General features: G+C 32.0%; 24 protein-coding genes. 7 read left to right on the top strand and 17 right to left on the bottom strand.

All coding sequences use genetic code 11. The features are described 5' to 3' along the window. The first annotated feature begins 196 nt into the window (after nucleotides 1–196). The gene (locus ABEY15_RS07885) at nucleotides 197–622 is read left to right on the top strand and encodes a MarR family winged helix-turn-helix transcriptional regulator (RefSeq protein ID WP_429889566.1); all 426 of its coding nucleotides are present in this window, start codon (nucleotides 197–199) and stop codon (nucleotides 620–622) included. Between the two features lie 97 nt (nucleotides 623–719). Here ABEY15_RS07885 and ABEY15_RS07880 read toward each other — a convergent pair whose 3' ends face one another. From ABEY15_RS07880 to ABEY15_RS07860, 5 genes are all read right to left on the bottom strand, one after another. Beyond that, on the bottom strand, nucleotides 720–1,766 hold the full coding sequence (locus tag ABEY15_RS07880) for a polyamine ABC transporter substrate-binding protein (protein WP_429889565.1): 1,047 nt from the start codon (nucleotides 1,764–1,766) through the stop codon (nucleotides 720–722). A 121-nt stretch (nucleotides 1,767–1,887) separates the two neighbouring features. After that, nucleotides 1,888–2,694, bottom strand: a complete 807-nt coding sequence (locus tag ABEY15_RS07875) for an ABC transporter permease (protein ID WP_429889564.1) — start codon at nucleotides 2,692–2,694, stop codon at nucleotides 1,888–1,890. Next, nucleotides 2,695–3,546, bottom strand: coding sequence for an ABC transporter permease (locus ABEY15_RS07870; protein WP_429889563.1), 852 nt, complete (start codon nucleotides 3,544–3,546; stop codon nucleotides 2,695–2,697). Continuing rightward, the gene (locus ABEY15_RS07865) at nucleotides 3,543–4,517 is read right to left on the bottom strand and encodes an ABC transporter ATP-binding protein (protein ID WP_429889562.1); all 975 of its coding nucleotides are present in this window, start codon (nucleotides 4,515–4,517) and stop codon (nucleotides 3,543–3,545) included. Before ABEY15_RS07865 ends, ABEY15_RS07870 begins: the two co-directional genes overlap by 4 nt. A gap of 115 nt (nucleotides 4,518–4,632) precedes the next feature. Next, nucleotides 4,633–6,021 carry an aldehyde dehydrogenase gene (locus tag ABEY15_RS07860; RefSeq protein ID WP_429889561.1) on the bottom strand — a complete coding sequence of 463 codons (1,389 nt, stop codon included), beginning with the start codon at nucleotides 6,019–6,021 and terminating at the stop codon, nucleotides 4,633–4,635. Nucleotides 6,022–6,350: 329 nt separating this feature from the next. On the opposite strand from ABEY15_RS07860, the gene ABEY15_RS07855 reads away from it, so the two are divergent. Continuing rightward, a complete protein-coding gene (locus ABEY15_RS07855) occupies nucleotides 6,351–6,971 on the top strand; it encodes a DUF47 domain-containing protein (protein ID WP_097975815.1) in 621 nt (206 codons plus the stop codon). A gap of 11 nt (nucleotides 6,972–6,982) precedes the next feature. Beyond that, nucleotides 6,983–7,993 carry an inorganic phosphate transporter gene (locus ABEY15_RS07850; RefSeq protein WP_429889560.1) on the top strand — a complete coding sequence of 337 codons (1,011 nt, stop codon included), beginning with the start codon at nucleotides 6,983–6,985 and terminating at the stop codon, nucleotides 7,991–7,993. Nucleotides 7,994–8,036: 43 nt separating this feature from the next. On the opposite strand, the gene ABEY15_RS07845 is transcribed toward ABEY15_RS07850, so the two are convergent. Both ABEY15_RS07845 and ABEY15_RS07840 read right to left on the bottom strand, forming a co-directional pair. Beyond that, entirely contained in the window at nucleotides 8,037–9,242 is a 1,206-nt protein-coding gene (locus ABEY15_RS07845; RefSeq protein ID WP_429889559.1) for a D-alanyl-D-alanine carboxypeptidase family protein, read from the bottom strand. Nucleotides 9,243–9,463: 221 nt separating this feature from the next. Continuing rightward, nucleotides 9,464–10,132 carry a DNA alkylation repair protein gene (locus ABEY15_RS07840; protein ID WP_429889558.1) on the bottom strand — a complete coding sequence of 223 codons (669 nt, stop codon included), beginning with the start codon at nucleotides 10,130–10,132 and terminating at the stop codon, nucleotides 9,464–9,466. 193 nt (nucleotides 10,133–10,325) lie between these two features. Between ABEY15_RS07840 and ABEY15_RS07835 the strand changes: the two genes are divergently transcribed. Beyond that, nucleotides 10,326–11,537, top strand: coding sequence for an MFS transporter (locus ABEY15_RS07835; protein WP_429889557.1), 1,212 nt, complete (start codon nucleotides 10,326–10,328; stop codon nucleotides 11,535–11,537). A 123-nt stretch (nucleotides 11,538–11,660) separates the two neighbouring features. Here ABEY15_RS07835 and katG read toward each other — a convergent pair whose 3' ends face one another. The 6 genes from katG to ABEY15_RS07805 all read right to left on the bottom strand — a co-directional run bounded on the left by katG (nucleotide 11,661) and on the right by ABEY15_RS07805 (nucleotide 19,387). After that, nucleotides 11,661–13,844 (bottom strand): catalase/peroxidase HPI, encoded by a 2,184-nt coding sequence (gene katG, locus ABEY15_RS07830; protein ID WP_429889556.1) that lies wholly within the window; start codon nucleotides 13,842–13,844, stop codon nucleotides 11,661–11,663. A gap of 469 nt (nucleotides 13,845–14,313) precedes the next feature. Further along, on the bottom strand, nucleotides 14,314–14,595 hold the full coding sequence (qoxD, locus tag ABEY15_RS07825; RefSeq protein WP_069035468.1) for a cytochrome aa3 quinol oxidase subunit IV: 282 nt from the start codon (nucleotides 14,593–14,595) through the stop codon (nucleotides 14,314–14,316). Beyond that, nucleotides 14,592–15,191, bottom strand: coding sequence for a cytochrome c oxidase subunit 3 (locus ABEY15_RS07820; protein ID WP_056474257.1), 600 nt, complete (start codon nucleotides 15,189–15,191; stop codon nucleotides 14,592–14,594). The genes qoxD and ABEY15_RS07820 overlap by 4 nt, the downstream gene beginning before the upstream one ends. Continuing rightward, on the bottom strand, nucleotides 15,160–17,124 hold the full coding sequence (gene qoxB / locus ABEY15_RS07815) for a cytochrome aa3 quinol oxidase subunit I (RefSeq protein WP_429889555.1): 1,965 nt from the start codon (nucleotides 17,122–17,124) through the stop codon (nucleotides 15,160–15,162). Before qoxB ends, ABEY15_RS07820 begins: the two co-directional genes overlap by 32 nt. Beyond that, entirely contained in the window at nucleotides 17,124–18,023 is a 900-nt protein-coding gene (gene qoxA, locus ABEY15_RS07810) for a cytochrome aa3 quinol oxidase subunit II (RefSeq protein WP_248266570.1), read from the bottom strand. Before qoxA ends, qoxB begins: the two co-directional genes overlap by 1 nt. 674 nt (nucleotides 18,024–18,697) lie before the next feature. After that, nucleotides 18,698–19,387: an alpha/beta fold hydrolase gene (locus tag ABEY15_RS07805; RefSeq protein ID WP_429889554.1), complete on the bottom strand. Its 690-nt coding sequence runs from the start codon at nucleotides 19,385–19,387 to the stop codon at nucleotides 18,698–18,700. Nucleotides 19,388–19,537: 150 nt separating this feature from the next. Between ABEY15_RS07805 and ABEY15_RS07800 the strand changes: the two genes are divergently transcribed. From ABEY15_RS07800 to ABEY15_RS07790, 3 genes are all read left to right on the top strand, one after another. Next, nucleotides 19,538–19,867, top strand: coding sequence for a DUF1904 family protein (locus ABEY15_RS07800; RefSeq protein ID WP_429889553.1), 330 nt, complete (start codon nucleotides 19,538–19,540; stop codon nucleotides 19,865–19,867). Between the two features lie 247 nt (nucleotides 19,868–20,114). Continuing rightward, nucleotides 20,115–21,473 carry an arsenic transporter gene (locus ABEY15_RS07795; protein ID WP_429889552.1) on the top strand — a complete coding sequence of 453 codons (1,359 nt, stop codon included), beginning with the start codon at nucleotides 20,115–20,117 and terminating at the stop codon, nucleotides 21,471–21,473. Between the two features lie 31 nt (nucleotides 21,474–21,504). Beyond that, nucleotides 21,505–22,170 (top strand): DUF2642 domain-containing protein, encoded by a 666-nt coding sequence (locus tag ABEY15_RS07790; RefSeq protein WP_429889551.1) that lies wholly within the window; start codon nucleotides 21,505–21,507, stop codon nucleotides 22,168–22,170. A 113-nt stretch (nucleotides 22,171–22,283) separates the two neighbouring features. Here ABEY15_RS07790 and ABEY15_RS07785 read toward each other — a convergent pair whose 3' ends face one another. Genes ABEY15_RS07785 through ABEY15_RS07770 form a run of 4 tightly spaced genes read right to left on the bottom strand, consistent with a single transcriptional unit; the run spans nucleotide 22,284 to nucleotide 24,968 of the window. Next, the gene (locus ABEY15_RS07785) at nucleotides 22,284–23,495 is read right to left on the bottom strand and encodes a DUF4097 family beta strand repeat-containing protein (protein ID WP_429889550.1); all 1,212 of its coding nucleotides are present in this window, start codon (nucleotides 23,493–23,495) and stop codon (nucleotides 22,284–22,286) included. Beyond that, nucleotides 23,492–23,947 (bottom strand): hypothetical protein, encoded by a 456-nt coding sequence (locus tag ABEY15_RS07780; protein ID WP_429889549.1) that lies wholly within the window; start codon nucleotides 23,945–23,947, stop codon nucleotides 23,492–23,494. Before ABEY15_RS07780 ends, ABEY15_RS07785 begins: the two co-directional genes overlap by 4 nt. A gap of 14 nt (nucleotides 23,948–23,961) precedes the next feature. After that, nucleotides 23,962–24,423, bottom strand: coding sequence for a hypothetical protein (locus ABEY15_RS07775; RefSeq protein ID WP_429889548.1), 462 nt, complete (start codon nucleotides 24,421–24,423; stop codon nucleotides 23,962–23,964). Continuing rightward, nucleotides 24,420–24,968 (bottom strand): RNA polymerase sigma factor, encoded by a 549-nt coding sequence (locus tag ABEY15_RS07770; RefSeq protein WP_429889547.1) that lies wholly within the window; start codon nucleotides 24,966–24,968, stop codon nucleotides 24,420–24,422. Before ABEY15_RS07770 ends, ABEY15_RS07775 begins: the two co-directional genes overlap by 4 nt. Nucleotides 24,969–25,286: the final 318 nt, after the last annotated feature.

The following is a 25,286-nucleotide window of genomic DNA, read 5'->3' as shown; positions in this document are numbered from 1 at the left end:
AACTTCACCCCTACCAATGTCTTTTATCATACTATTTACAAAACACTATAGATACTATACAGCCAAAACTTAGCAAATTTAAAAATCTTGCCTAAAATCGTGCTTTCTTGAAAATCAATTAGAAAATTGGTAACCTATACGTACAATACTCACTATATTTACATAATTAAATCATAATTTAGGAGGTGGATTCTGCTTGTTAACCGAAAACGACAAACTTCTACTAGATGATTTAACAAGTTTAATGATTCGAGTTCGAAAAAACTGGCAAAAAACTGATGAGGAATTAAAAAACTCCTTAACTCCACCAAAATATTTGCTTTTATATTTAATTTATAAAAATCAAAAACTTACTGCTTCTGAACTTGGAAGACAAATTGGATTATCTTCAGGTTCTATTACAACAGCTGTGAATAAATTGGTTAATAATCATTTAATTTCTCGAAAAAGAGATAGCCGTGATCGAAGAGTTACATGGCTTGAATTAACTGATGAAGGAAAAAGTTTAATTGAAGAAAACTTTAATTTCCGTCAAGAATTGTGGCTAAATTTATTCGAAAATCTTTCACATAGTGAAAGAGATCAATTTCGATTTTTATTAAACAAATTAATCTCAAACTAAAAAGGTTATCTCCTAGGAGATAACCTTCTATGTGTATACAAAATATTAAAAAACTAATTTTCAGACTGATTGCAAGCGTTTGGCGGGCAGTCTGAAGTTATTTGCCAGTTTTTAATTCTGTCCAATACTTATCATATAATTCTGTTTGGTCCCCAACGTCCTTAATCCAGTTGGTTGCATCAGTTTGTTCTATTGTTACATTAATATACGGATTTTGTTTATACTCCGCCGAATGATATGCACCTGATTTACTATTTGGATCAGCATAACCAATTGCCTCATAATTTTGTGCACTTACTTTTGGGTCATATAGATAGTTAATAAACTTTTCAGCTAGATCTTTTTGTTTAGCATCTTTTGGTATTGCTAAAGTATCTGCCCATCTTGATGATCCTTCTTTTGGTACAACCCATTTAATATTTTTAAGCTCTTTTTGAATATATGCAGCGTCTCCGGACCATACTTGACCAATCCATGCATCTTCTGTAATAAACTTTTGTTTCACCGTATCTGTGTCGAATGCTAATAAGTTAGGTGTTAGTGTTTTTAAATTGTTATAAGCTTTTAGCAATTCATCTTCATTTGTTGAGCTATTTGAATAACCATTTTTAATTAATCCCATTCCAAATACTTCTCTATTGTCATCAAGTAAAGTTACATGACCTTTGTATTTTGGGTTCCATAGATCATCCCAGCTATCTATATTTTCTTTTACATATTTTGGATTATAGGCAATCCCCGTTAATCCTCCAGTATAAACAACTGAATAGTCACCTTTTGGATCAAACTCTTGATTTGTATATTCTGGTGAAATATTATTTAAATTTGGCATCTTACTTTTATCCAATTTAGCCAACATATTTTGATGAATCATTAGTTTAACCATATAATCTGAGGGCTGAATTACGTCATAATTCGAACCACCAGCTTTTAGTTTTGCATACAACTCTTCATTACTTGCAAAAACTTGATAATTAATTTTAACATCATATTTCTTTTCAAATGATTCTAAAACCTTCTCGTCAAAATTATCTGCCCAGCTATAAATATTTAATTCTTTTTTTCCAACTGAACAGGCAGATAAAAGTAAACTTACTAAGCCTAAAGAAACCATTATTGTAGCAGTTTTTTTAAATATACTCATAATGCCTACTGACTACCTCCTTAAAATTTGGCACATAAATCCAAAATGCCTTAATTGAATTTTAATCCAAAAGAGTCGTTTTTAAGTGGAACTAGACTTATAAAGGTCACTAGAAGCACTTTTAAACGATATAGGATTTTTTTTCTGATTCTTCTTGATTATTAATACCTTTTGTACGAAAAACTTCAGAAATTACCATTAAGAAAATAATTGTAACAATTAAAATCGTCGAAATTGCATTTATTTCAGGAGTTACACCTTTTTTAACCATTCCATAAATATAAATTGGCAATGTAGTTGAACCTGGTCCTGAAACAAAAAAGCTTATGACAAAATCATCAATACTTAATGTAAAACATAAAAGTGCTGAAGCAATAATTCCAGGCATTAGCGCTGGTAAAGTTACAAATCTAAATGTCTGCCATGGTGTAGCACCTAGATCACTTGCAGCATCTTCTAAATCAGATGACATTCCTGAAAGTCGAGCTGCTAAAAGAATAATGACATATGAAATACAAAAAGTGACATGGGCAATAATAATTGTGATACTACCTAATTCAATATGAAAATTAGTAAATAGTATTAGTAATGAAAGTCCCATTAATATATCTGGAACGACAATTGGTAAGTAAACTAGCCCACTAATAAGATTTGAAAATTTATATTTATGCTTATGTAAGGCAAGTGCACAAATAGTACCAAGAATTGTTGAAAGGATTGTCGTTACAATTGCAATAAATAAACTATTCATAAAGGCATCAATAACTTGCGGGTTATGAAATAAATTTAAATACCAATCAAACGTAAATCCAGTCCAGTGTGCATTAATCTTTGATTTATTAAATGAAAATAGTATTAATATCAAGATTGGTAAGTATAAACAAATCAAGACAATTGTTGAAAATCCAATAAGTATAGGTTTTTTCATTTATTTTTCACCTCTACTTTTATCAGCACCAATATTTTTTGTAGCTAAATAGTAAAGTCCTATTAAACCGATTGAAGTAATGACTAAGAAAATTGAAAGTGCGGAACCAAATGGCCAGTTTCTTGCTGCTAAGAATTGATTTTGAATGACATTTCCGATTAAAGCAACTTTTGATCCACCCATGACATCAGAAACGACAAACATTCCAAATGAGGCAACAAAAACTAAAATACTACCTGCAAAAATCCCCTTCATCGTTAATGGAAGAGTTACATATATAAATGTTTGAAATGGAGTAGCTCCTAAATCATTAGCAGCGTCCAATTTTCGGTTATCCAATTGTTCAATTGCAACAAAAATCGGTAACACCATAAATGGTAATAATGTATAGACCATTCCCATTATGACTGATGGTGTATTATAAAGTAGTTGTAAAGGTTCTTTTATAATCCCAAGCTGGATTAATAAAGTGTTAATAATACCTTTTGAACGAAGGATAACAATTAATGCATATGATCTAACTAAGAAATTTATCCAAAAGGGGATTGTGATTAATAATAGTAAAATCCTCTGCCATTTTTCATTTACAACTGTAGCCGTATATGCATAAGGATATCCAATCAAAAGAGTTATTATTGTAGTTAATAAAGCAATCCAAAAAGTTGTCCATAAAACTTTTAAATAAAGTGGGTCAAAAACTTTTACAATATTTTCTAGAGTAAATGTTTTTTCAATTTCCCCGTACATTCCATTTTTCATAAATGCAAAACCAAAAATTAATAATAAAGGTACTAGAAAAAAAACTAATAGCCAGATAATCGTAGGTGCAATTATGTACTTTTCATTTCTCAATACATAATCACCTCATCTTCCGACCTCCAACTAATCTCAACTTTATCATTTCTATTAAAACTTGTTTGATCTGGCATTTGATAGACTATAATGGTTTGTTCATGTTTATGTAAATCAATAAAGATTTTATTTAGAGTCCCGACAAATTCTACATCTCTTATGATGCCTGAATAAGGATTATTCTCATTTGTAGCATGAGAAACTTTAATATTTTCTGGTCTAACTGCAATTTCTTTCACACCTTTATCAAAGAAATTATTTTCACCAATAAATGTAGCAACAAATTTGCTTGCTGGATTTTGATAAATTTCTTTCGGTGTTCCGATTTGTTCGATTTTCCCATTATTCATAACCACGATTCGATCACTCATGCTCATCGCTTCTTCTTGATCATGGGTTACATAGATAAAAGTAATGCCTAATTCGCGTTGAAGATTTTTCAGTTCCCTTTGTAAATCTTTACGAAGCTTAAAATCAAGAGCTCCTAGTGGTTCATCTAATAATAAGACTTTTGGATTGTTCACTATTGCACGAGCGATTGCAACCCTTTGCTGTTGTCCACCCGATAACTGACTAGGTTTACGATTTCTAAATTCAGTTAATTGGGTTAATCTCATCGCTTCATCAGCACGGACTTTTTGCTCTTCTAACGAAATACCTTTCATTTTTAATCCAAATTGAATATTTCTTTCAACATTCATATGAGGAAATAATGCATAGTGTTGGAACACTAAGTTCATATCCCTTTTATATGGAGGTAAACTATTAATTGCTTCTCCATTTAGTTTGATCACACCTGACGATGGTTCTTCAAAACCAGCAATCATTCTTAATAGTGTCGTTTTCCCACAACCACTTGGTCCTAAAATTGTTAAAAATTCTCCAGAATAAATTTCTAATGAAAGTGGAGAAATCACATTATTTTCACTAAAATTTTTCTCGACTTGTTCAATTTCAATTATATTTTTCATTTTCGCTTCCCATCTATATTAATATTTTATTATTATGTAAAAATGACTAAATTATTTTCAACATATAAAAAGCCCCTTTTGTCAAGGAGCTAAGAAACTAAGTTACAATTAACCTTTATTTTAACAATTTACGAATAAACCGTAAAGCGTTTTTTGTTGTATGATATCTAATTTTCAAGTCAATTTTAGTAGTTTGTAAAAGAACACTTTTTTCATGTGTAAAAGCAGCAAAACTGTACTCCCCATGATAATTTCCTGAACCACTTTCTCCTACCCCACCAAAAGGTAAATTCGGATTCGCCATATGATAAAGCGTATCGTTTACACATCCACCACCAAATGGAACTCTCTCAATAACTTTATCAGCAATCTGTTTACTTTCTGTAAAAACGTATAGTGCTAATGGCTTAGGGTGTTGATTAATTTCATTGATTACTTCATCTATATTTTCATAGGTAAGAATTGGTAAAATGGGACCGAATATTTCTTCAGACATAATTGGTGAATCCCAAGATAGATTAGAAATTAAAGTTGGTTCGATTTTATGAGATAATTGATCATATTCCCCTCCATGTAGGATTTCACCATTATTCAAAAAGCCAACTAAACGATTAAAATGGCGATCACTGATGATCTTTGTATAATCATTATTAAACAAAGGCTTATCACTATAGAACTGAACAATTTCATTCTTTAATGCATCAATAAAATCCTTTTTTACTGATTTGTGGACATAAGTATAATCTGGAGCAATACAAGTCTGTCCTGCATTTGTAAATTTCCCCCAAACAATTCTTTTCGCAGCTAGTTGGATATTCGAATCGCTATGTACAATTGTTGGGCTTTTCCCACCTAATTCAAGTATTAATGGCGTTAAATGTTTACTTGCTGCTTCCATCACAATTTTTCCAACTTGAACACTGCCAGTAAAAAAGATAAAATCAAATTTTTGTTGTAGTAATATCGTACTTTCTTCAATTCCACCATCAACTACCGCAATATATTCTTTATCAAAATTCTCATTAATTATTTTATTAATAATGATTGATGTATTTGGCGTTAATTCCGATGGTTTAATAATAGCAGTATTTCCCCCAATTATTGCACCAATTAATGGAGCCATCGTTAATTGAAAAGGATAATTCCAAGGGGAGATAATTAATGTTACTCCATACGGTTCTCTGTATATATATCCTTTCGTACCAATATGCGTAATCGGAGTTTTAACTTTTTTTGGCTTCATCCATTTTTTAATATGTTTAATTGCTTCCGATATTTCTTTTAAAGTAAATCCAATTTCAGTCATATAGGCTTCAAAATCTGACTTATTTAAATCCTTTTTTAAGGCTATTTTTATTTCTTCCTCGTTCTCTACTATTGATTTATATAATTTTTTTAATTGTTCAATTCGAAAATTTGAAGTTTTAGTTGAACCAGTCTGAAAAAATGTTTTTTGCCTAGTTACTAATTGTGTTATTTCAGATGCTTTATATGTACTTTCCAAATTTATCACATCCTTTTTAAGTCCAATAGTTTAAACGTATAATCTAATGCTAATTTAAAATCTCACATAAAGTCAATATTTCTGTGAATACTATTATTAATATTAACAGGTGTAGGAATCGAAATATTAACTTTGTTAAGGAAATGTAAAGATATTGTAAATTTGTAAATTAATTAAACGTTTTTAATTGATTAATTTCAAAAACCAATTATTATTATTAACGTGGCCTTTACTTTTTTCGACATTTTTACATAGTTTCTGACATTTTAAAATTAACTGACAAATGTGAAGGTGATAATAAATTATATGTTTTAGTTGGAGGAATCATAATGTTTTTTGGACAAAAAAAGGATGTATTCTTTGAAAAGCTTTTAGGTATTGCTGAGAACTTGCACGTATCATCAAAGTATTACGTTGATTTTAAAATAAAAAATGCAAGCGACTTAAAGAAGTTTCAAGAAGAAATGAAAGAATATGAAACAAAAGGTGATAAGTTTATTCACTCTTTAATCGTTGAATTAAACAAAACTTTTATTACTCCAATTGAGCGAGAAGATATTTTACAACTTGCAATGAAAATGGATGATGTATTAGATGGATTTGAACATTGTTCAGCACGATTTGAAATGTATTCAATCACTTCTGCTGATGAATATATGGTTAAATTCGTTGATATTCTTCAAAAAGCTGTTGAAGAAATTTTACTTGCAGTTAAATTACTTTCAAATAAAAAATTATTAGAAATCCGTGTTCATGCAATTAAAATTAAGGATTACGAGTCTCAGTGTGATGAGCTATTACGTACATCAATTAAACAATTATTTATGAACGAAAAAGATCCAATTAAAATTATTCAGTATAAAGAAATCTACGAAAATCTAGAATCTGTAGCTGATAGTGCGCAGGATGTAGCAAACACACTTGAGCAAATTATCATGCGAAATGCGTAAGGAGTCATAAAATGGAGCATTTATTTTTACTTACGATTTTAATCGTGATTTTTGCATTTTTGTTTGATTTTATTAATGGATTCCATGATACTGCAAATGCAATTGCAACGTCAGTTTCAACAAAAGCATTGAAACCACGTACAGCTATTTTATTAGCCGCAATAATGAATTTCATTGGTGCGATTACATTTACAGGTGTTGCAAAAACGATTACAACTGGTATCGTTGATCCGATTACAATTGAAGGGTCAAATGGACTTGTTGTCGTAATTGCAGCTTTATTAGGCGGTATATTTTGGAACTTAATAACTTGGTACTTTGGAATTCCAAGTAGTTCTTCTCATGCAATCATTGGTGCAATAGCTGGTGCTGCTGTCTCTGCAAAAGGAATTGGCGTTTTAGAGGCAGACGGTTTTGTTAAAATTATTGAAGCTTTATTAATTTCTCCTGTTATTGCAATTACGCTTGGTTTTATCGTAATGACAATTTTAGCAGCTATTTTCAGACGTTCTAATCTTTCTAAAACTAATAAAGGCTTTAGATTAGTCCAAATTTTCACTGCTTCTTTACAGTCATTTACTCACGGTACAAATGATGCACAAAAAGCAATGGGAATTATCATGATCGCTTTAATTGCCGCTAAAATTGAACCAGCAGGTGCAGATGTTCCTTTATGGGTACGTATCGGTTGTGCTATGGCAATGGCTATTGGTACATCAGTTGGTGGATGGAAAATTATTAAAACTGTTGGTGGAAAAATCATGAAGATTCGCCCGATTAATGGTGCAGCAGCTGACTTATCATCAGCAGCTATTATTTTCACATTTACTGCTTTACATTTACCAGTAAGTACAACTCACGTAATTTCTTCTTCTATTATGGGGGTAGGTTCTGCTCAACGAGTTAAAGATGTAAACTGGGGTACAGCTAAACGTATGGTAATAACATGGATTATAACAATCCCTATTTCAGCAACAGTAGCTGCAATTTTCTATCAAATTTTAAAACTAATCTTATTATAATAAAAAAAGGCGAAACGTAAAAAATACGATTCGCCTTTTTTATTTACATATATTCTCTTTTCCTTTTTGGTTTTGTAATAAAAAATATTAACACCAAAAGTAAAATTACCGATCCTGCAATGATAAATGTATTCATAGAAAGGATGGTCGGTCGGTCATATGATTTAGCAGCTAATAACGAAGTACTGAAAAGTTCTTCGTTATTCGTCCATACTTCAACTCTACCAACTTTTTGATTTTTAGAAATTCCATTTTCCTTGTATGACTTATCGATTGCATTTAAAGGTTTTATTTTAATATCGTAATTTGTATTCGTGCCTAGTGCAGTTAAAAAAGATAAATCGTTTGGTATTTTTGTTTGAATTAAATCATTTCTAATTTTTAATTCTCTCTGCCAATCACTTTGTTTTATAAGAGTTTTTTTATGGATTCTTGAAAATGCATAGGAATCTAATAACTTAATATCTTGTAGATATTGCGGTTTTGATGAGCGCAATAAAATATTAATAATCATTTGGCCGTCTTTTTTATCTATTTCAATTAAAGTATTCCTAGCAGAATCAGTATATCCAGTTTTCCCCGCAAAAAAGTTAGGATTTTTAAACATTTTTCCACGATTATAAATAAATACATTCTTTTGCTTAGATGTACTAATACGAGCATCTTTTGTACCCATTGCTTTAATAATTAGTGGGTATTTTAAAGCTTCCTTTGTAATTAAAGCTAAGTCATGTGCAGTTGTATAATGATTTACATTGTGAAGACCATTTGGATTCATGAAATTTGTATGATTTGCGCCAATCTTTTTAGCTTTGTCATTCATCATTTTTACAAAGTTGTCCATATTTCCGCCAACTCGTTCACCAATAGCATATGCTAAATCATTGGCACTTAAAATCATCATTGTTTTTAATGCTGTATTTCGATCTAAAACCTCTCCTTCAGAAAAAAGGATTTGGGAATTACTTTTTTCTTCTTGGATACTTCTTTTTGTCATTTGAATTTTATCATTCTCTTTTAAATGATCCATCATAACCATTGCGGTCATTATTTTAGTTGTGCTAGCTGGGAAATCAACTTTATTTGCGTTCTTACTATAAATTACTTCCCCACTATCAGCCAATATTGAAATTGCCTTATCACTAAATAGGTTTATATCGTCTGCGTGTACAGTTTTTTGAATAAAGAAGCTACTAATTAAACTTATACTAAGACATAATTTCATAATATTATTAAAAGTAGATTTCATGAACACTAAATCTCCTTTGAACTTTTTTCATTTAGTTATTCCGTACAGGTTACATAACTCAAATTTTAATAACACGACTTGATAAAAGAGGCGTGGTTTGAAAAAACAATAATGCACCTATTATAACCTTTTCATCCTAATGTCTCAACTTACTTAAATTAGTAGTATTTTTCACTTAAAATAGAATATATCGGTTATTTCCCGGAAAATCGACATATCTATTACTTTAATTTATCAATATATTTTAATCCCTCTCTTTTGCTTAAAGTTGATAGATTAGTTTGTTTGATAAATAATTCAACCTCTTTAGGATTGATATAGGAATACTCTCTCAATGCCCAACCTATTGCTTTTTGAATGAAAAATTCTTTGCTTTCTTTGAGTAGACGGCAATAATGAAATAAACGCTCCTGATCCGTTTTCTCCTTAAACTTCATCTGAAATAATAACGCTACTCTATTCAGCCACATATTATCCGAAGAGATCCACCTATTAGAATACTCATCAATCAATTGTGGATAGATTAAAAAATGAAAACTAATTAAACGTCCAGCAATAGTATCAACGGTATCCCACCAAGATTTTTCAACTACTAGTTGTTCATATAATTTAATCCGTTCGAGCTCTGCTTTTTTATACTGGCGATCTAAACAAGTTAATGCAATATATTGAAATTCTCTTTCCTCTAAACTCCAAATATCGATTATTGATTCTAAATTTGGTGGTTCACCATTACTCATTCGAAACTGTCTAAACAATGCATTTCGTTCTGGTGCTTTAATTCCTAAAAATGTAAATCTATTTTTCATATACGCTTCCATTGCGGGCCGATTTTCATTATTTTTATATTCTTTAAAAAATCTCATTAACTCTGTTGAATAGTTGTCCATTCTACACTCCCTACTGATTATTAATTATCATCTTTAAAAATTTACTTAGCATAGCAACTTATTAAATACAATTTAAATCTTTTCTTCTATTATAAATGAGCATAAAGTTTAATGAAAAGTGTATAAGGCAAAATTGTGTAAATTTTCCGAAGATTGGTTTATGATAGAAAAGTCAATAAGAAAGGAGGATATTATGCAACCAGCAGTTAATACAAAGGTTATTAATCAGTCAACAATGTATCAAATTTTATTTGCAATCAGTTTGGGCCATTTATTAAATGACTCTATGCAAGCAGTTGTACCAGCCATATTTCCAATTTTAGAAAAAACAATGAATTTAACTTATACAGAAATTGGATTCATAGCCTTTGCGCTAAATATGACTTCCTCTGTAATGCAACCCGTTTTTGGGATTTTTTCGGATCGAAAGCCATCACCATTTCTCCTACCGATTGGAATGGCATCCAGTCTACTCGGAATGCTTTGCTTAGCATTTGCACCTAATTTATTTATTGTATTATTATCAGTTCTATTAATTGGAATTGGATCTGCCATCTTCCACCCAGAGGGCTCAAAAGTAGCCTTTTTAGCGTCTGGATCAAAAAGAGGACTCTCCCAAGCTATTTACCAGGTAGGCGGAAATACAGGGAACTCACTAGCGCCAATCTTTACAGCGTTAATTTTCGTACCTCTAGGACAAAAAGGTGCTGCATGGTTTACAATCTTAGCTGCTATAGGAATTTGTGTATTAATTTACGTATCTACATGGTATCGAAATAAACTGAAAGAAAATCCGTTTAAATTAAAAAGTAAAGGTCAGTCTTCAGGTGAACCTATCAAAATTACATCAGCTGTAAAATTTGCTATTATTCTACTAGTATTTATTACATTTGCACGTTCGTGGTACTCAGCAGGCATAGGTAATTATTATCAGTTTTACTTAATTAAAAGTTATGGTTTATCCATTAAAAGCACACAGTTATATTTATTTATCTTTATGATTGCAGGCGTAATAGGTACTTTCATAGGTGGAACGCTAGCTGATCGTTTCGGAAAACGGAATATGATCTTATTCTCATTAGTTGGTACATTTCCTTTAGCCTTACTGTTACCTCATATCTCTTTGCTAGCAGTTATTCCAATCTTATTTTTAATTGGCATCATTAGTTCAAGTTCCTTTAGTGTAATTGTTGTTTACGCTCAAGAACTCGTTCCTGGAAAAGTTGGTTTAGTAAGTGGATTAATAGTTGGCTTAGCATTTGGAATGGGTGCTTTAGGGGCAGTATTATTAGGTGTAATTGCCGATGCAACTAGCCTTAATTTCGTAATGAATTTATGTAGCTTCTTACCACTATTAGGTTTAGTAGCTTTTATGCTACCAAATGATCGAAAAAAATCAGCTTAAGTAGGAATGTATTTTTCAAATGCTCCTTTAAACTTAATTTAATTTACAACACAAAAAATCCTCCCTGATTGATCAGGAAGGATTTTTATTTACCCCATATTATTTAATATATTGTATATTTCCTCATCCGAGGTCGAAGCGATCTGCATTCATGACCTTAACCCATGCAGCTATAAAGTCACGTACAAACTTCTCTTTGTTATCATCTTGAGCATACACTTCGACTATTGCACGTAGCACGGAATTTGAACCAAACACTAGGTCAACACTAGTTGCTGTACGTACTTTCTCACCTGACTTGCGATCACGGCCTTCAAATACGTCTCCGTCTACTGGTGTCCACGCAATTCCCATATCTAGCAAGTTGACAAAGAAGTCATTAGTAAGTGTACCAACTCGGTCAGTAAATACTCCGTGTTTTGTGCCATTATAGTTTGTACCTAGTACGCGCATACCGCCTATAAGTGCAGTCATTTCTGGTGCAGTTAGGCCTAATAATTGTGCCTTATCTACTAATAGTTCTGCTGAATTTACAGTATACTGTTTCTTTTGATAGCTACGGAATCCATCAGCGATAGGCTCTAGCACTGCAAAGCTTTCTATATCTGTTTGCTTTTGTGTTGCATCGCCACGTCCTGGAGTAAATGGAACTTTTACATCAAAACCTGCATCTTGTGCAGCTTTTTCTACCGCGGCACTACCACCTAGTACAATCAAGTCGGCCATGCTGACTTTCTTATGCAGATGGTTTTGAACGCTCTCTAATACATTAAGTACCTTTGAAAGTTGGTCAGGCTGATTTACTGCCCAATCCTTCTGTGGTAATAGTCGTATTCGAGCTCCATTAGCACCCCCACGCATATCTGAGCCACGGAAAGTACTTGCTGAAGCCCAAGCTGTATTTACTAACTCACTAATAGTAAGTTCTGTATCTAGAATCATTAATTTGATTTTTTCAACTTCTGAATCAGTTATTTCATATTCTGAGGCAGATATAGGATCTTGCCAAATTAGAACTTCGTCAGGGACTTCTGGACCTAAATATCTTGAACGAGGCCCCATATCTCTGTGGGTTAGTTTAAACCACGAACGTGCAAATGCATCAGCAAAATCCTCTGGATTTTCATGGAAACGACGGGATATCTTTTCATATTCTGGATCAAAACGCAATGCCATATCAGCTGTAGTCATCATTGTTGGAACACGAACGGTTGGATCTTCTGCATCTGGAGCAAGATCCTTCTCTTCAGGATTTACAGCTAGCCACTGAAACGCACCTGCTGGGCTCTTTGTAAGCCACCATTGATATCCAAACAATAGATCAAAGTAACCATTATCCCACTTTGTTGGGTTTGCAGTCCAGGCACCTTCAATACCGCTAGTAATCGTGTCACGACCTTTACCAGAACCATGAGTGCTTAGCCAGCCTAAGCCTTGGGAATGAATCGGAGCTGCTTCTGGTTCAGGACCAACATGAGCAGCATCTCCTGCACCGTGAGCTTTACCAAAAGTATGCCCTCCAGCGATTAGTGCAACTGTTTCTTCATCATTCATTCCCATTCGAGCAAAGGTTTCGCGTATGTCACGACCACTTGCAATAGGATCTGGATTACCGTTCGGTCCTTCTGGGTTAACATAGATAAGACCCATCTGAACAGCTGCTAGTGGATTCTCAAGTTCACGATCACCCGTATATCGCTTATCCCCTAGCCATTCGGTTTCAGTACCCCAGAATACGTCTTCTTCAGGATGCCAAACGTCTTCGCGTCCTCCTCCAAAACCAAAAGTTTTTCCGCCCATTGATTCAATAGCAACATTACCTGTTAGTATAAATAAATCAGCCCAAGAAATCTTGTTACCATACTTTTGCTTAATCGGCCAAAGTAATCTACGGGCTTTATCGAGATTTCCGTTGTCAGGCCAACTATTAAGTGGAGCAAAACGTTGTGTACCAGTTCCTCCACCACCACGACCATCACCTGTACGATATGTACCTGCAGAGTGCCAAGCCATACGTATAAAGAATGGGCCATAATGTCCATAATCAGCAGGCCACCAATCTTGACTATTTGTCATTAGATTGTGAAGATCCTGTTTAAGCGCTTGATAGTCTAACTTTTTAAATGCTTCTGCATAATTAAATTCTTCATCCATCGGGTTAGATTTTCTGTCATTCTGATGTAGAATGTTCAAATTTAACTGGTTTGGCCACCAGTCTTTATTTACTGTACCAGCTGATTTCGGAGTAGTTGTGCTACCGTGATTAAACGGGCACTTTGCAATGTTAGAATTCTCATTCATTTCCATACTTTTTTCCTCCTTAAAAGTAAATAAATACCCAAATAATTATGTATCTTGTATTACTTTTCAAACAAGATATGATTAATTATTATGCAATCATTATATTAAACTATTACATATATTAATAGTAATAACTATCACAAATAAGATATTATTCATAACATTGTGAACAATTGATGACATTACTTTTTTTTGCGGAATAATTTGTCCAACTTTAGTTCAATTAGAGACATAAACAACTGTTAATACAGTCTTATTTAATGCTTATCCCTCATTCATTTTATGTAATAGTTCAAAAGTATAACCTCAAATATTTTTAATTACTTACTTCTACATTTAATACAAGACGACCTGCTATCTAATTGATTTACCACTATTTTATTTTTCATAATTAAACAATCTTGCAGATAAGAAAATCTAAATCTACCATTAAAAAAGAAAAAAAGCTCTTCGAATGTCGAAGAGCTTTTAACTATTACATACCCCAAATTAATGTCCAAAGAGTACCGAAAACAATTGCTACTGCAATAAATACTGCGTAACCTAAATTGATATATAATACTCCTTTATTTTCATTTTCATTCATATGCATGAAAACAATTAACTGAAGACCACCTTGTAATAATGCAGTTACAATTAAAATAATAAATGATACATTAAACGGTAAATTTAAATAATAAACACTTAAAGCTATGATTGTTAGAACAAGTGATTGAATGAAGCCAACCACTTGATGCTTAGGGAATAACGCGCTCATCCAATCAGTCCTTTCACGTAAACAAAACTAAAGATAAAGATCCATACTACGTCTAAGAAGTGCCAGTATAATGAATAAATAAATGTTTTGTTTGCAGTAGTTTCTGTAATTCCCTCACGAGAAACTTGAATTAAGATTGCAATACCCCATAACATACCGAATGATACGTGGGCACCGTGAGTACCTAATAAAACGAATAAGGCTGATAATGCTCCACTACTTTGGATTGTTGCGCCTTCATGAACATAAGTAAAGAACTCTGTAATCTCTACACCTAGGAAGACTGCACCTAAAGCTAGTGTTAATACAAGGAAGCTTATAAAAGCTTTTTTGTGATTTAATTTTATTGCGTTTACGACTAAACCAATCGTAAAACTACTTGTTAATAGGGCAAATGTTTCTATCATTACACCTTTCATCTCAAATAATTCTTTTTGAGTAGGTGCTGAACCAGTGTTATTTGCTAAAGTGAAGTAAACTGCGAACAATGTTCCGAATAAGGCAATCTCAGCTCCTAAAAATATCCAGAAGCCTAAAATCTTATTAGAACTTTCTTCACCTAGACTATACAGAGGCCTGCTGCTCATAATGATCACCTCGTAATTTTTTCTCTGTTTCGATAATTTCTTCTTTATGAATATGGAAGCCATGATCGCGTTGGAAAGAACGTGCAATTAAGCAAAGTGCGATAGGAACTGCAAATACAATCATTGGAACCCACCATTCAAATATTAAGAAGAAACCAAATGCCATAAATGCTGCACCTAAAATGAATGGTATACCACTATTACTTGGCATATGAATATCTGTAATCTCGCCTTCAAGTAATGATTTACCTTCTTTTTTAGCTTTCCAGAATGGATCTAAAGAATCAACTTTTGGAATAACTGCGAAATTATAAGGAGCAATTGGACTGCTTGTAGCCCACTCTAATGTTCTTGCATTCCATGGATCACCAGTTGTTTCTCTTTGTGCGTAACGTACACTGTAATAAATATTGTAAACAAGTAAACAGAAACCGATTGCTAACCCTACAGCTCCAATTGTAGCAATCATATTTAATGGTCCGAAACCTGACTCTGCACTATAAGTATAAGTACGACGAGTCATACCTTTTAATCCTAATAAGAATAATGGGAAGAATGTTACGTTAAAGCTAACGATAATTGTCCAAAACGTAATCTTACCAATTTTTTCATCTAATTTGAAACCAAATACTTTAGGGAACCAATAGTAGAATCCTGCGATTACCGCAAAAACAGTACCTGGAATTAATACATAATGGAAGTGAGCAACTAAGAACATCGTATTATGATATTGGTAGTCAGCACTTGCCATAGCTAGCATTACACCTGTAACCCCACCGATTGTAAAGATTGGAATAAATGCTAGTGAGTACAACATTGGAACGGTAAATTCGATTTTACCTTTTCTTAAAGTAAACAACCAGTTAAAGATTTTAACACCGGTTGGTATACTAATTGCCATTGTTGTAATACTAAAGAAGCCATTTACAACAGAGCCTTGACCCATCGTATAGAAATGGTGAACCCAAACAAGGAAACTTAGAGCAGAAATGGCGATCATACTCACAACCATGCTCTTATAACCGTATAAATTCTTTCTTGAGAAAGTAGCTATAATTTCACTGTATATACCGAATGCCGGAAGAATAACAATGTAAACTTCAGGATGTCCCCAAATCCAGAATAAGTTCGCCCAAAGCATATCATTACCATGTGCCATCGTAAAGAATTGAGTACCAAACTCACGATCAAACATCATTAATGCTAAAGCTACAGTTAATACTGGGAATGCGAATACGATAATAACGTTTGTAATTAAAATACTCCAAGTAAACATTGGCAATTTCATTAATTTCAAGCCTGGAGCACGCATTTTTAAAATTGTTACAATAAAGTTAATACCAGTCATTAAAGTACCTAGACCAGCAATTTGAAGCGAAATTGCGTAATAGTTATTCCCAACTCCTGGGCTGAATTCCTTACTAGCTAGTGGGAAATAAGCTGTCCAACCAGCATCAGGTGATCCTCCAATAACAAAGCTTAAGTTTAAAAGCATTGCACCAGCAAAGAATAACCAGAAACTTACTGCATTTAAGTAAGGGAAAGCTACGTCACGAGCTCCGATTTGTAAAGGAATAACGATGTTCATTAATCCAATAATGAAAGGCATCGCCATGAACAGAATCATAATTAAGCCGTGAGTTGTAAAAATTTCATTATAATGTTGCGCATCTAATATTTTTAAATCTGGTCCTGCTAACTGTGCTCTCATTAATAACGCATCTACTCCACCACGGAATAGCATTAATAATGCACACAGAATATACATTACACCGATACGTTTATGGTCAACAGTCGTTAACCATTCTTTCCATAAATAACCCCATTTTTTAAATTTGGTTAAACCAATTACAATAGCAAGAGATACAACAACGATACTCACCATTGCGCCATAGATCATTGGTTCACCTGTTACAAAAAAGTGATCCCATTTAAAACCCATTATTTCATCCCCTCCATATTATCCATGTCATGGTGATCAGATGAATCCTTCATAGAACCATGTTGATGTCCTGCATTTTTACCTTCTGGAGCTGGTCTAAATCCTAAATGAGTTGAAGTATATGTCTTTCTACCTAAATGCTCAATTTTTAGTAATTTATTAAACTCATTTTCAGTTAAAGCAGGAGCTGTTTCTTTAACGTCTTTAACCCAACCGTTAAAATCCTTATCATTCATTGCTAGTACTTCAAATTCCATTCCAGCAAAGCCTTTACCATTGAAGTTACTGTTCTTACCAATATAAGAACCTTCATTTGAAGCAACAAAATTTAATTTAGTTACCATGTCACTCATTGCATATTTTTGTCCACCTAATTGAGGAATCCAAAAACTTGTAATCGGACCGAATGAATAAAGTCTGAATTCTACGTTTCTATTCGTTGGAATATTTACATAGTTAACAGTTTCAATTCCTTGTTCAGGATAAGAGAAATGCCATTTCCAGTTTGAAGAACTTGCATAAATAACAAGTGGTTTATCATTTTCATGACCTTTTGGTACACTTTCAACTGCATTTGTTGTTTTAACAGTTACTACTGATAAAACTGCAACAATAATGATTGGGATGACAGTCCAAATAATTTCAAGTGTTTTACTTCCCTCTTCATGAGGCGGTTCGTAATCTTTTGGAAGTTTACTAGCACGATATTTATATAGAATAACAATATAAAGAATGTAAACTACTAGTAAAACTCCTAACATCATCAACATCGAGAAGATAATCGTGTCTGCTTGCGTTTTAGCGACAGGACCCTTGGGATTAAGAACTGCAATCTTGTCACAAGCACCCATTACTAATGCAACCAGCATGATCATCATGCCCATTAGAAATTTTTTCATTTCGCTCTTCCTTCCTATAACGTAAGTAAAAGTTCAAAATAGTTTTTTTGAATTATTTCTTAGATAAGTATTTTTATAAATTGTCACTAAAATGACAAACAATGTCCACAGTTATAGTAAGATACTTTAATTAAAAAAACAAACAATTAATTTCCATTTTGGAAGGAAAAAAAGAGTGTTCACATTTTAGACATATTTGAAAATATGCTTTTTTCTTTAAAACCTATATATATCAATGGTTCAACACAATTGCTCACTTATTCACAACGTTCACATTTTAGACAAATATTAGATTTTGATTAACTTTTTGTTCACATTTCGAAACTTACATATTAGTAAATTAGTATAATAATTTTTGTGTGATTTAACAAAATAATCTGTCTTTTCACACAAAAAAAATAACGCAGAATAATCTGCGTCAAAAAACAGGGTTATTAATTTGGTGAAGAGAAAAACTACTGTCCTAGCGCGTTCTTCTCTTCTTTAGGGTTGGGGGGTTCTAGGGTCGCATTCCACATTTTACTTTTTAATGTGTATACAAACGAAGAACTAAGAAAAACAATGGCTTATTTCTTAAACTTCTTTTATTAATCTTAGATTACCACGAATGAAAATGATTATCAATACCAATTATTGGTTTTTTTATCCACAGAAGTATTCTAAATAGGAAATGATTAAGATAATATGTTCATTAAGAGTTGTGCAATTAAGGTGGGATTTTCAATATTAGGAATATGTCCTGCTTTCAAATTATGAATTGTCATCCCTCTTTCCTTTGCACGTTCTACTGATCGAAAAATTCCATAGTAAAATGGATTTTGTTCTTTTTCTGTACAATTAATATAGGAAGTTTTAATATTGTTTAACTCCTTTTTTTTAAGCTTAAGCGGAGTTTTAAAACATTTGTGAGGATGATCAGTGAGACGATGATCGTATCTGTCTTCTTCTACAACAGGAACTTTCCACCCTTCACCTAATGTATCAACCAATCCTTGAAGAAAATTTACTATTTCATCTGGAAACAAATTAACAACTGCTTCACCATCATTTAATAACATCGCATCTAAATAGATGACTTCATCAATTAGTTCTGGAATTCGATCAACTACTCCTGATGCTACTGCACCACCATAGCTATGACCAATTAGAACAATATTATGTAAATTTTCATAATGAATCACATTAACAATGTCATTTATTGCAGTGTTTAAATCTACTTCTTTATTCGCTAAATGAAACCTTTCCCCGCAACCAGTCATTGTAGGTGTATATACTGTATGACCCTCTTTTTCTAATAGTATTTTTACCTCTTTCCATGCCCAGCCCCCTGAACTCATTCCGTGACAGATAACGATTGTTTTCATCTATTTCACCTTTTCATATTTTTTTGATCTTTGATTCTTACACAAAGCCAAATAAATATATTCAATGTAAACTTAGTAAAACCATACTTAGAAAAAATTAAACTAATTTCATTTTTAAGTTATAATTGTAGAAAAAAAGGTGGGACATTTATGCCTCAATTATTAATTAAAGGGATTTCAACTGATGATATTTGCAAAGTTAGTAAGTCTTTAATCGAAGAACTCGCAGTGGTTTGTGAATGTGGAACTGATAATTTTACGATTGATTGTATCCATTCAACTTCAATTTTTAATGGTGAAATTGTAGAAAGCTTTCCATTTATTGAAGTAAAATGGTTTGAACGTGGAGGTGAAACTAGAGATCGTTTCGCAGCTACAATCGAGAAACATATTAACATATTGAAGATTCCTGAATTTGAAATTGCTTTTATTACATATCAAGAAGATTGTTATTATATAAATGGGAAGAAATTCTCATAATGATATTTCAAAATAATTTAGGTCAGCATAGCAGCTGACCATTTTTTTTTGAAAATTAATTTTCTCTGGGGCATGTGTACCTATAGGACAATGTCATTTCGGGACATTTCAACTATGTGGACAAATATACAAACTAAAAAAAATGGTTAACTAACTAAGTACATGATTCGTAAAATTGAATATTAGTATATTAATCGGACAAGTAGGGAACGAAAAAATACTACCGATTAGGGAAAGGTGAATAAGAATGAATTTTGAAATTGCAATGACAGCATTTGTTTTCATTATGACGATGGCTGTCATATTCTGGAGACCTAAAGGAATTCATGAGGCATGGCCTGCTTCATTTGGAGCAATAATCATTCTAGTAACTGGAATTGTTACTCGACACGATTTATATGACATTATTACGAAAATCGGTGGAGCTTCAATTACAATTATTGCAACAATTGTTATGGCTGTTATTTTAGAAAGTTTTGGGTTCTTTCATTGGTCAGCAGCTCGTCTAGTAACATTAGCTAAAGGTTCAGGTTATCGATTATATTGGTATATCCAACTATTATGTTTTCTGATGACTTTACTCTTTAACAATGATGGCAGTATTTTAATTACAACACCAATTTTAATCCTTCTATTAAAAAATCTCCGTCTAAAACCACACCAAAAAATTCCATATTTATTATCAGGTGCACTTATTGCTACAGCTTCTAGTGCGCCGATCGGAGTAAGTAATATTGTAAATTTAATCGCTTTAAAGATTGTGCATATGACTCTATATATGCATACAGCGATGATGTTCGTACCAGCAACATTAGGTTTATTGTTTATGTCAGCGCTAATGTATGTCGTTCTAAAAAATAAATTACCTGAGACACTACCAATTTCAACAGATGATATTGAAGAATCGTTCTTTATAAAAAACTTCCATCCGTTAAAAACAAAAATTTCTGTTGAAACAAAAAAGAAACGTACAAAATTTATGTTAAAAGTACTTGCTTTCGTATTTTTAATGAGATGTTTATTATTCGTTGCATCTTATTTATCAATACCGATTGAATTAGTTGCAGTACTTGGCTCTTTAGTCTTATTAATTTGGAGATGGTACCATTTAAGAACAAGTCCTGTAGATATCTTAAGAAAGACACCTTGGCAAATTTTAATTTTTGCATTTTCAATGTACGTGATCATCTATGGACTTCATAATGCTGGATTAACAGAGTTTTTAGTAAAAGAATTTGAACCGATCGTTAATCAAGGATTATTCCAAGCGAGCTTCATTATGGGCGGTTTAGTATCTGTTTTATCAAATCTATTTAATAATCACCCAGCTCTTATGATTGGAACAATTACATTAACTGAAATGGGTCTTGATCCAATTACTTTAAAAACAATTTATCTTGCAAATATCATCGGAAGTGACATGGGTTCATTATTATTACCAATTGGTACACTTGCATCATTAATTTGGATGCACATTTTAAAAGAAAACAAAATTAAAGTAAAATGGAAAGATTATTTAAGTGTAACAATAATTGTTATCCCATTAACAACAATCGTTACATTGTTACTTTTATTCTACTGGGTACAATTAGTATTCGCACATTAATCAATACTTTTACCTCAAGGAGGAGATCTACGTGAGTGATGTATCTACATTGCTTGGTGAACAAGTCTCAGTAAGATTATCCGGAGATGTCATATTCGAAGGAATTCTTACTGATTTAGGACAAGATATTTTAGTGCTTTTTAACGGCATAAAATATTATTATATCCCTTGGATGCATATCCATATGGTATATCAAAATAATGAAATAATAGAAAAAATAAAGAACCCTATTGAACCGTCTATTACTCAGGAAATGGAAACAATTTCATATCGTAAAATTTTACTAAATGCTAAAGGAATATTTTCAGAAATCTATGTAACTGGTAATATAACTCTTCATGGCTATATTATGAATGTACTGAGTGATTATCTTGTATTTTACTCACCTGTATTTCATACAATGTATATTTCTTTATCACATTTAAAATGGATTACACCATATAACCATAAAGTGGTTCCATATAGTTTAGGAGATGATACCCTGGTGGTTCATCCATCTTCAACTCCTTTACACAGATCTTTTGAAAGTCAGCTAAAAAAAGAAATTGGAAAGCTTGTTATTTTTGATGGTGGAACTGATCCAATGAAAATTGGGCTTTTAAATAAAGTAGATAATAATCAAATAGAACTTTCCGTTGCGAGTGGACAAAATGTTTATCTAAAACTTGGACATATAAAATCTGTACACTTACCTTAGCTGGATATAACCTTTGATACAAAATGTATTTAAAGGTTTTTTTTTGTAAAAAGCAAATTCTAATAAGTCTTAAGTAAAAAAAGCCCCATGCAATATATGGGGCTCTTAATCTTTTAATCTTTATTTACGTAAATTGATCCATTTCTCGTTTTTAAATTAAGTTGATGTTCGCCACTTCCAACCATCGCCTTATTTGTATTATTATCATCATTATTTTTCATTTTCCATCCAATATTACCATTAAAACTACCATCATTTGTTACCGCGTTGATCGTTAGATTGTTATTCTTTAGTAGGTCTACTTGAATTTCACCATCATCAGAAGAAACTTTACTATTACCATTTAATAAAGCATCCTCAACATTAATTGCACCATTATTTGTTTTTGCGTTAATTTTTCCTTTATAATCTTTTAAGTTAATTTCTCCATCATATGTCGTAATTTCAATTGTTCCTTCTATATTTGCATGTTCAATCGAAATGCTACCATCTCTTGTAGTGGAATTTAAATAACCAGAAATATTTTTGATTGTAATTTCACCATCTCTCGTTTCAATTTCACTATCACTTTTTAAATTTGCATTCGTTAAGCTGATCGAGCCGTTTCTAGTTTTTGCAACTAAGTTTCCAGTAACATTCTCAATATTGATTTGACCGTCATTTGAATTTATGACTGTTTTATTGTCTTTATTTGATACATTTACAGAGCCATTTTTTACGTTTATATTCGTTAAAATACTTTTAGGTAAATCAATATTTAGTTGGGATCTGTCATTATCAAAGTGGAAAATCTGATTGTCGTCATTACGAATCTCTATAATCATTTTATCACCAAGTGTTTTTACTGAATAATAATCAGATACTTTTTCACTGTCACTTTTATCTCGAAACGGAACTCTTATATTACCATTTACGTTTACTGCACTAGAATCAGTTCCATTTACACTGATTTCACTATTATTAGCTTTAATAATCACTTCATTAATTGATGAAGTGATCGTTTTCGAGTCATTTATCTCAATATTTTTTGATTTGAATGTATAACCAATTTCTTTGATAAACAAATGACCAATACTAAATAGTAATGAAACAACCATCATTAATATAAGTAAGAAAATACTAAATCCATGAAAACGGAGTGTGTCTTCTTTTCTTACTAAATTGAATAGTAATATTTCAATTCCTAATAAAATACAAGCAACTGGCCATGCATTAATAAGAAGCTTCGAATAAGGAATTGAAATAAAATTTTGAAGAAACCATAGTAAACCAATAGCGATTAATATTATTCCCGCTGTTATAGTGCCAACCTTCCAATTCCTCATACTTCTTTTTTCGACTTTCCAGTTAATAATTTAATACCAAGACCGACAAAAACAATACTGATTAGTAAATTTTGTACTAAATTATAGTCAATAAAAATATTGTAATGTCTAGAAATATAATCAGAAGCGTTCTCTAATAAAGATAAGCAACCAAAACCGATTAATACCCAACCAATTAAAAACTTATTAAATTTAAATTGATGATTTACGATTGGCTCATCTACTATTTCAATGTCCTCACGATATTTACTATGATATTGAAGTGCATCAAAGTAGCTATAAAATACGATGACTGGTATAAAAAATCCAAAGCTTGAAATTAAATGTGTTAAAAATACTGTACCGAAAAATAACAGCATAAACTGCAATCCTCGACTCATTAATCCTAAATAAAAATGGCCAAGACCTGGTAAGATTGATAATAAATAAACTAATTTTTTACGTTTTTTCAAAGTTTGTACCTCCATTATTTTTTATTTCCTTTCAAAATTTTTGGAATTGGAATTGATAGTTTAATTTTTTCACTTTTTTCAATTAACGAAGACGTCTGATCAATCGTTTGTACAACGTGACGATTGGAATTTGTAATCCGTTCAGTTAATTGGAATTGGAAGAATAAAAATGTTGCTGCAGCAGCCAATACTAAATGGATTAACCGAACTTTTTTTGAATTAGTGTTAGATTTCTTTTCATTCGTTTTTTCCGTAATCTGTATTGGTTCAGTTTGTTTCATTATTTCGCTCACTAGCTCATCTGAAAACTGGATTTCAGGTGGATTCATCCATTCCATGTCTAATTCATTTAAAAGTTCAAGTTCCGCCTGGCATGAGATACATTCATTTAAGTGCTGTTCAAGCAAAAGAGATTCTTTATTTGAAAGCTTCTTTTGTTGATACGATAATAGTTGGTCAGAAGTTAAATGTTTCAAATGATCCCTCCTTTATGCTTGTCTTTAATTAATCGTTTGGCTCGATATAAACGTGATTCTACAGTTTTAACGGCTACATTTAATTTCAAAGCTATTTCCCCATAGGTAAGTTCTTCAAAATAATATAATTTCAATACATCGCTATATGCCTGTGGCAATTCAATTAAATATGAATGAATAAGTTCTTTATCAATCGTTTTTAGTAAGGCTTCTTCAGGTGATAATAACTTCTCCTCTGGTAAAGTAGAAAGTAATTCACTAGTTTCATTTTCCTGTTGTTTTACTTGTTTTCTTTTAAAATCAATTGCTTTATTCATTGTAATTCGATAGATCCATGTGGCCAAACTAGATTCCCCGTTAAAGTTTTCGAGAGAACGATACAATTGGAGAAAGACTTCTTGCGAAATATCTTCAGCATCCTTTTGGTTATTTGAAACTTTCAATGCTACTGCAAATACCTTTGATTGGTATCTTACTATTAATTCCTTAAATAGTTGATGATTCCCCTTTACTATATTCCTTACTAATTGTTCATCCGACTCCATTGCATCACCTCTTTTCCTCTTCCATAACTTTAGACGAAGGCAAACTTAAAAACCCTGCAAAAAAAAATAAGTTTTTTAAAAAAATTTTTAAAAACTATCTTTCTTACTTAAATAAAAGAAGAATAGTTGATTTTCCACTACAGGTTGCTTTCCATTTGGCCTAAACTGTTACCTAAAATAAAATAAAAATTAATACAGTTAGAAAATAGTTTGTGAATAATACTCTTATTTAATTAACAAAAAAAAGCTTGTAAAAACAAGCTTTCACGCTGGAGAAAAACAACCTTGTCAATTAATTACCAAATTTTCGTAAAAGGA

It is taken from the genome of Gottfriedia acidiceleris (genome assembly GCF_050457485.1).
Taxonomy (GTDB): domain Bacteria; phylum Bacillota; class Bacilli; order Bacillales; family Bacillaceae_G; genus Gottfriedia; species Gottfriedia acidiceleris_D.
The sequence above is the reverse complement of the archived record's forward strand: the minus strand, read 5'-3'. Positions and strand labels throughout refer to the sequence as shown.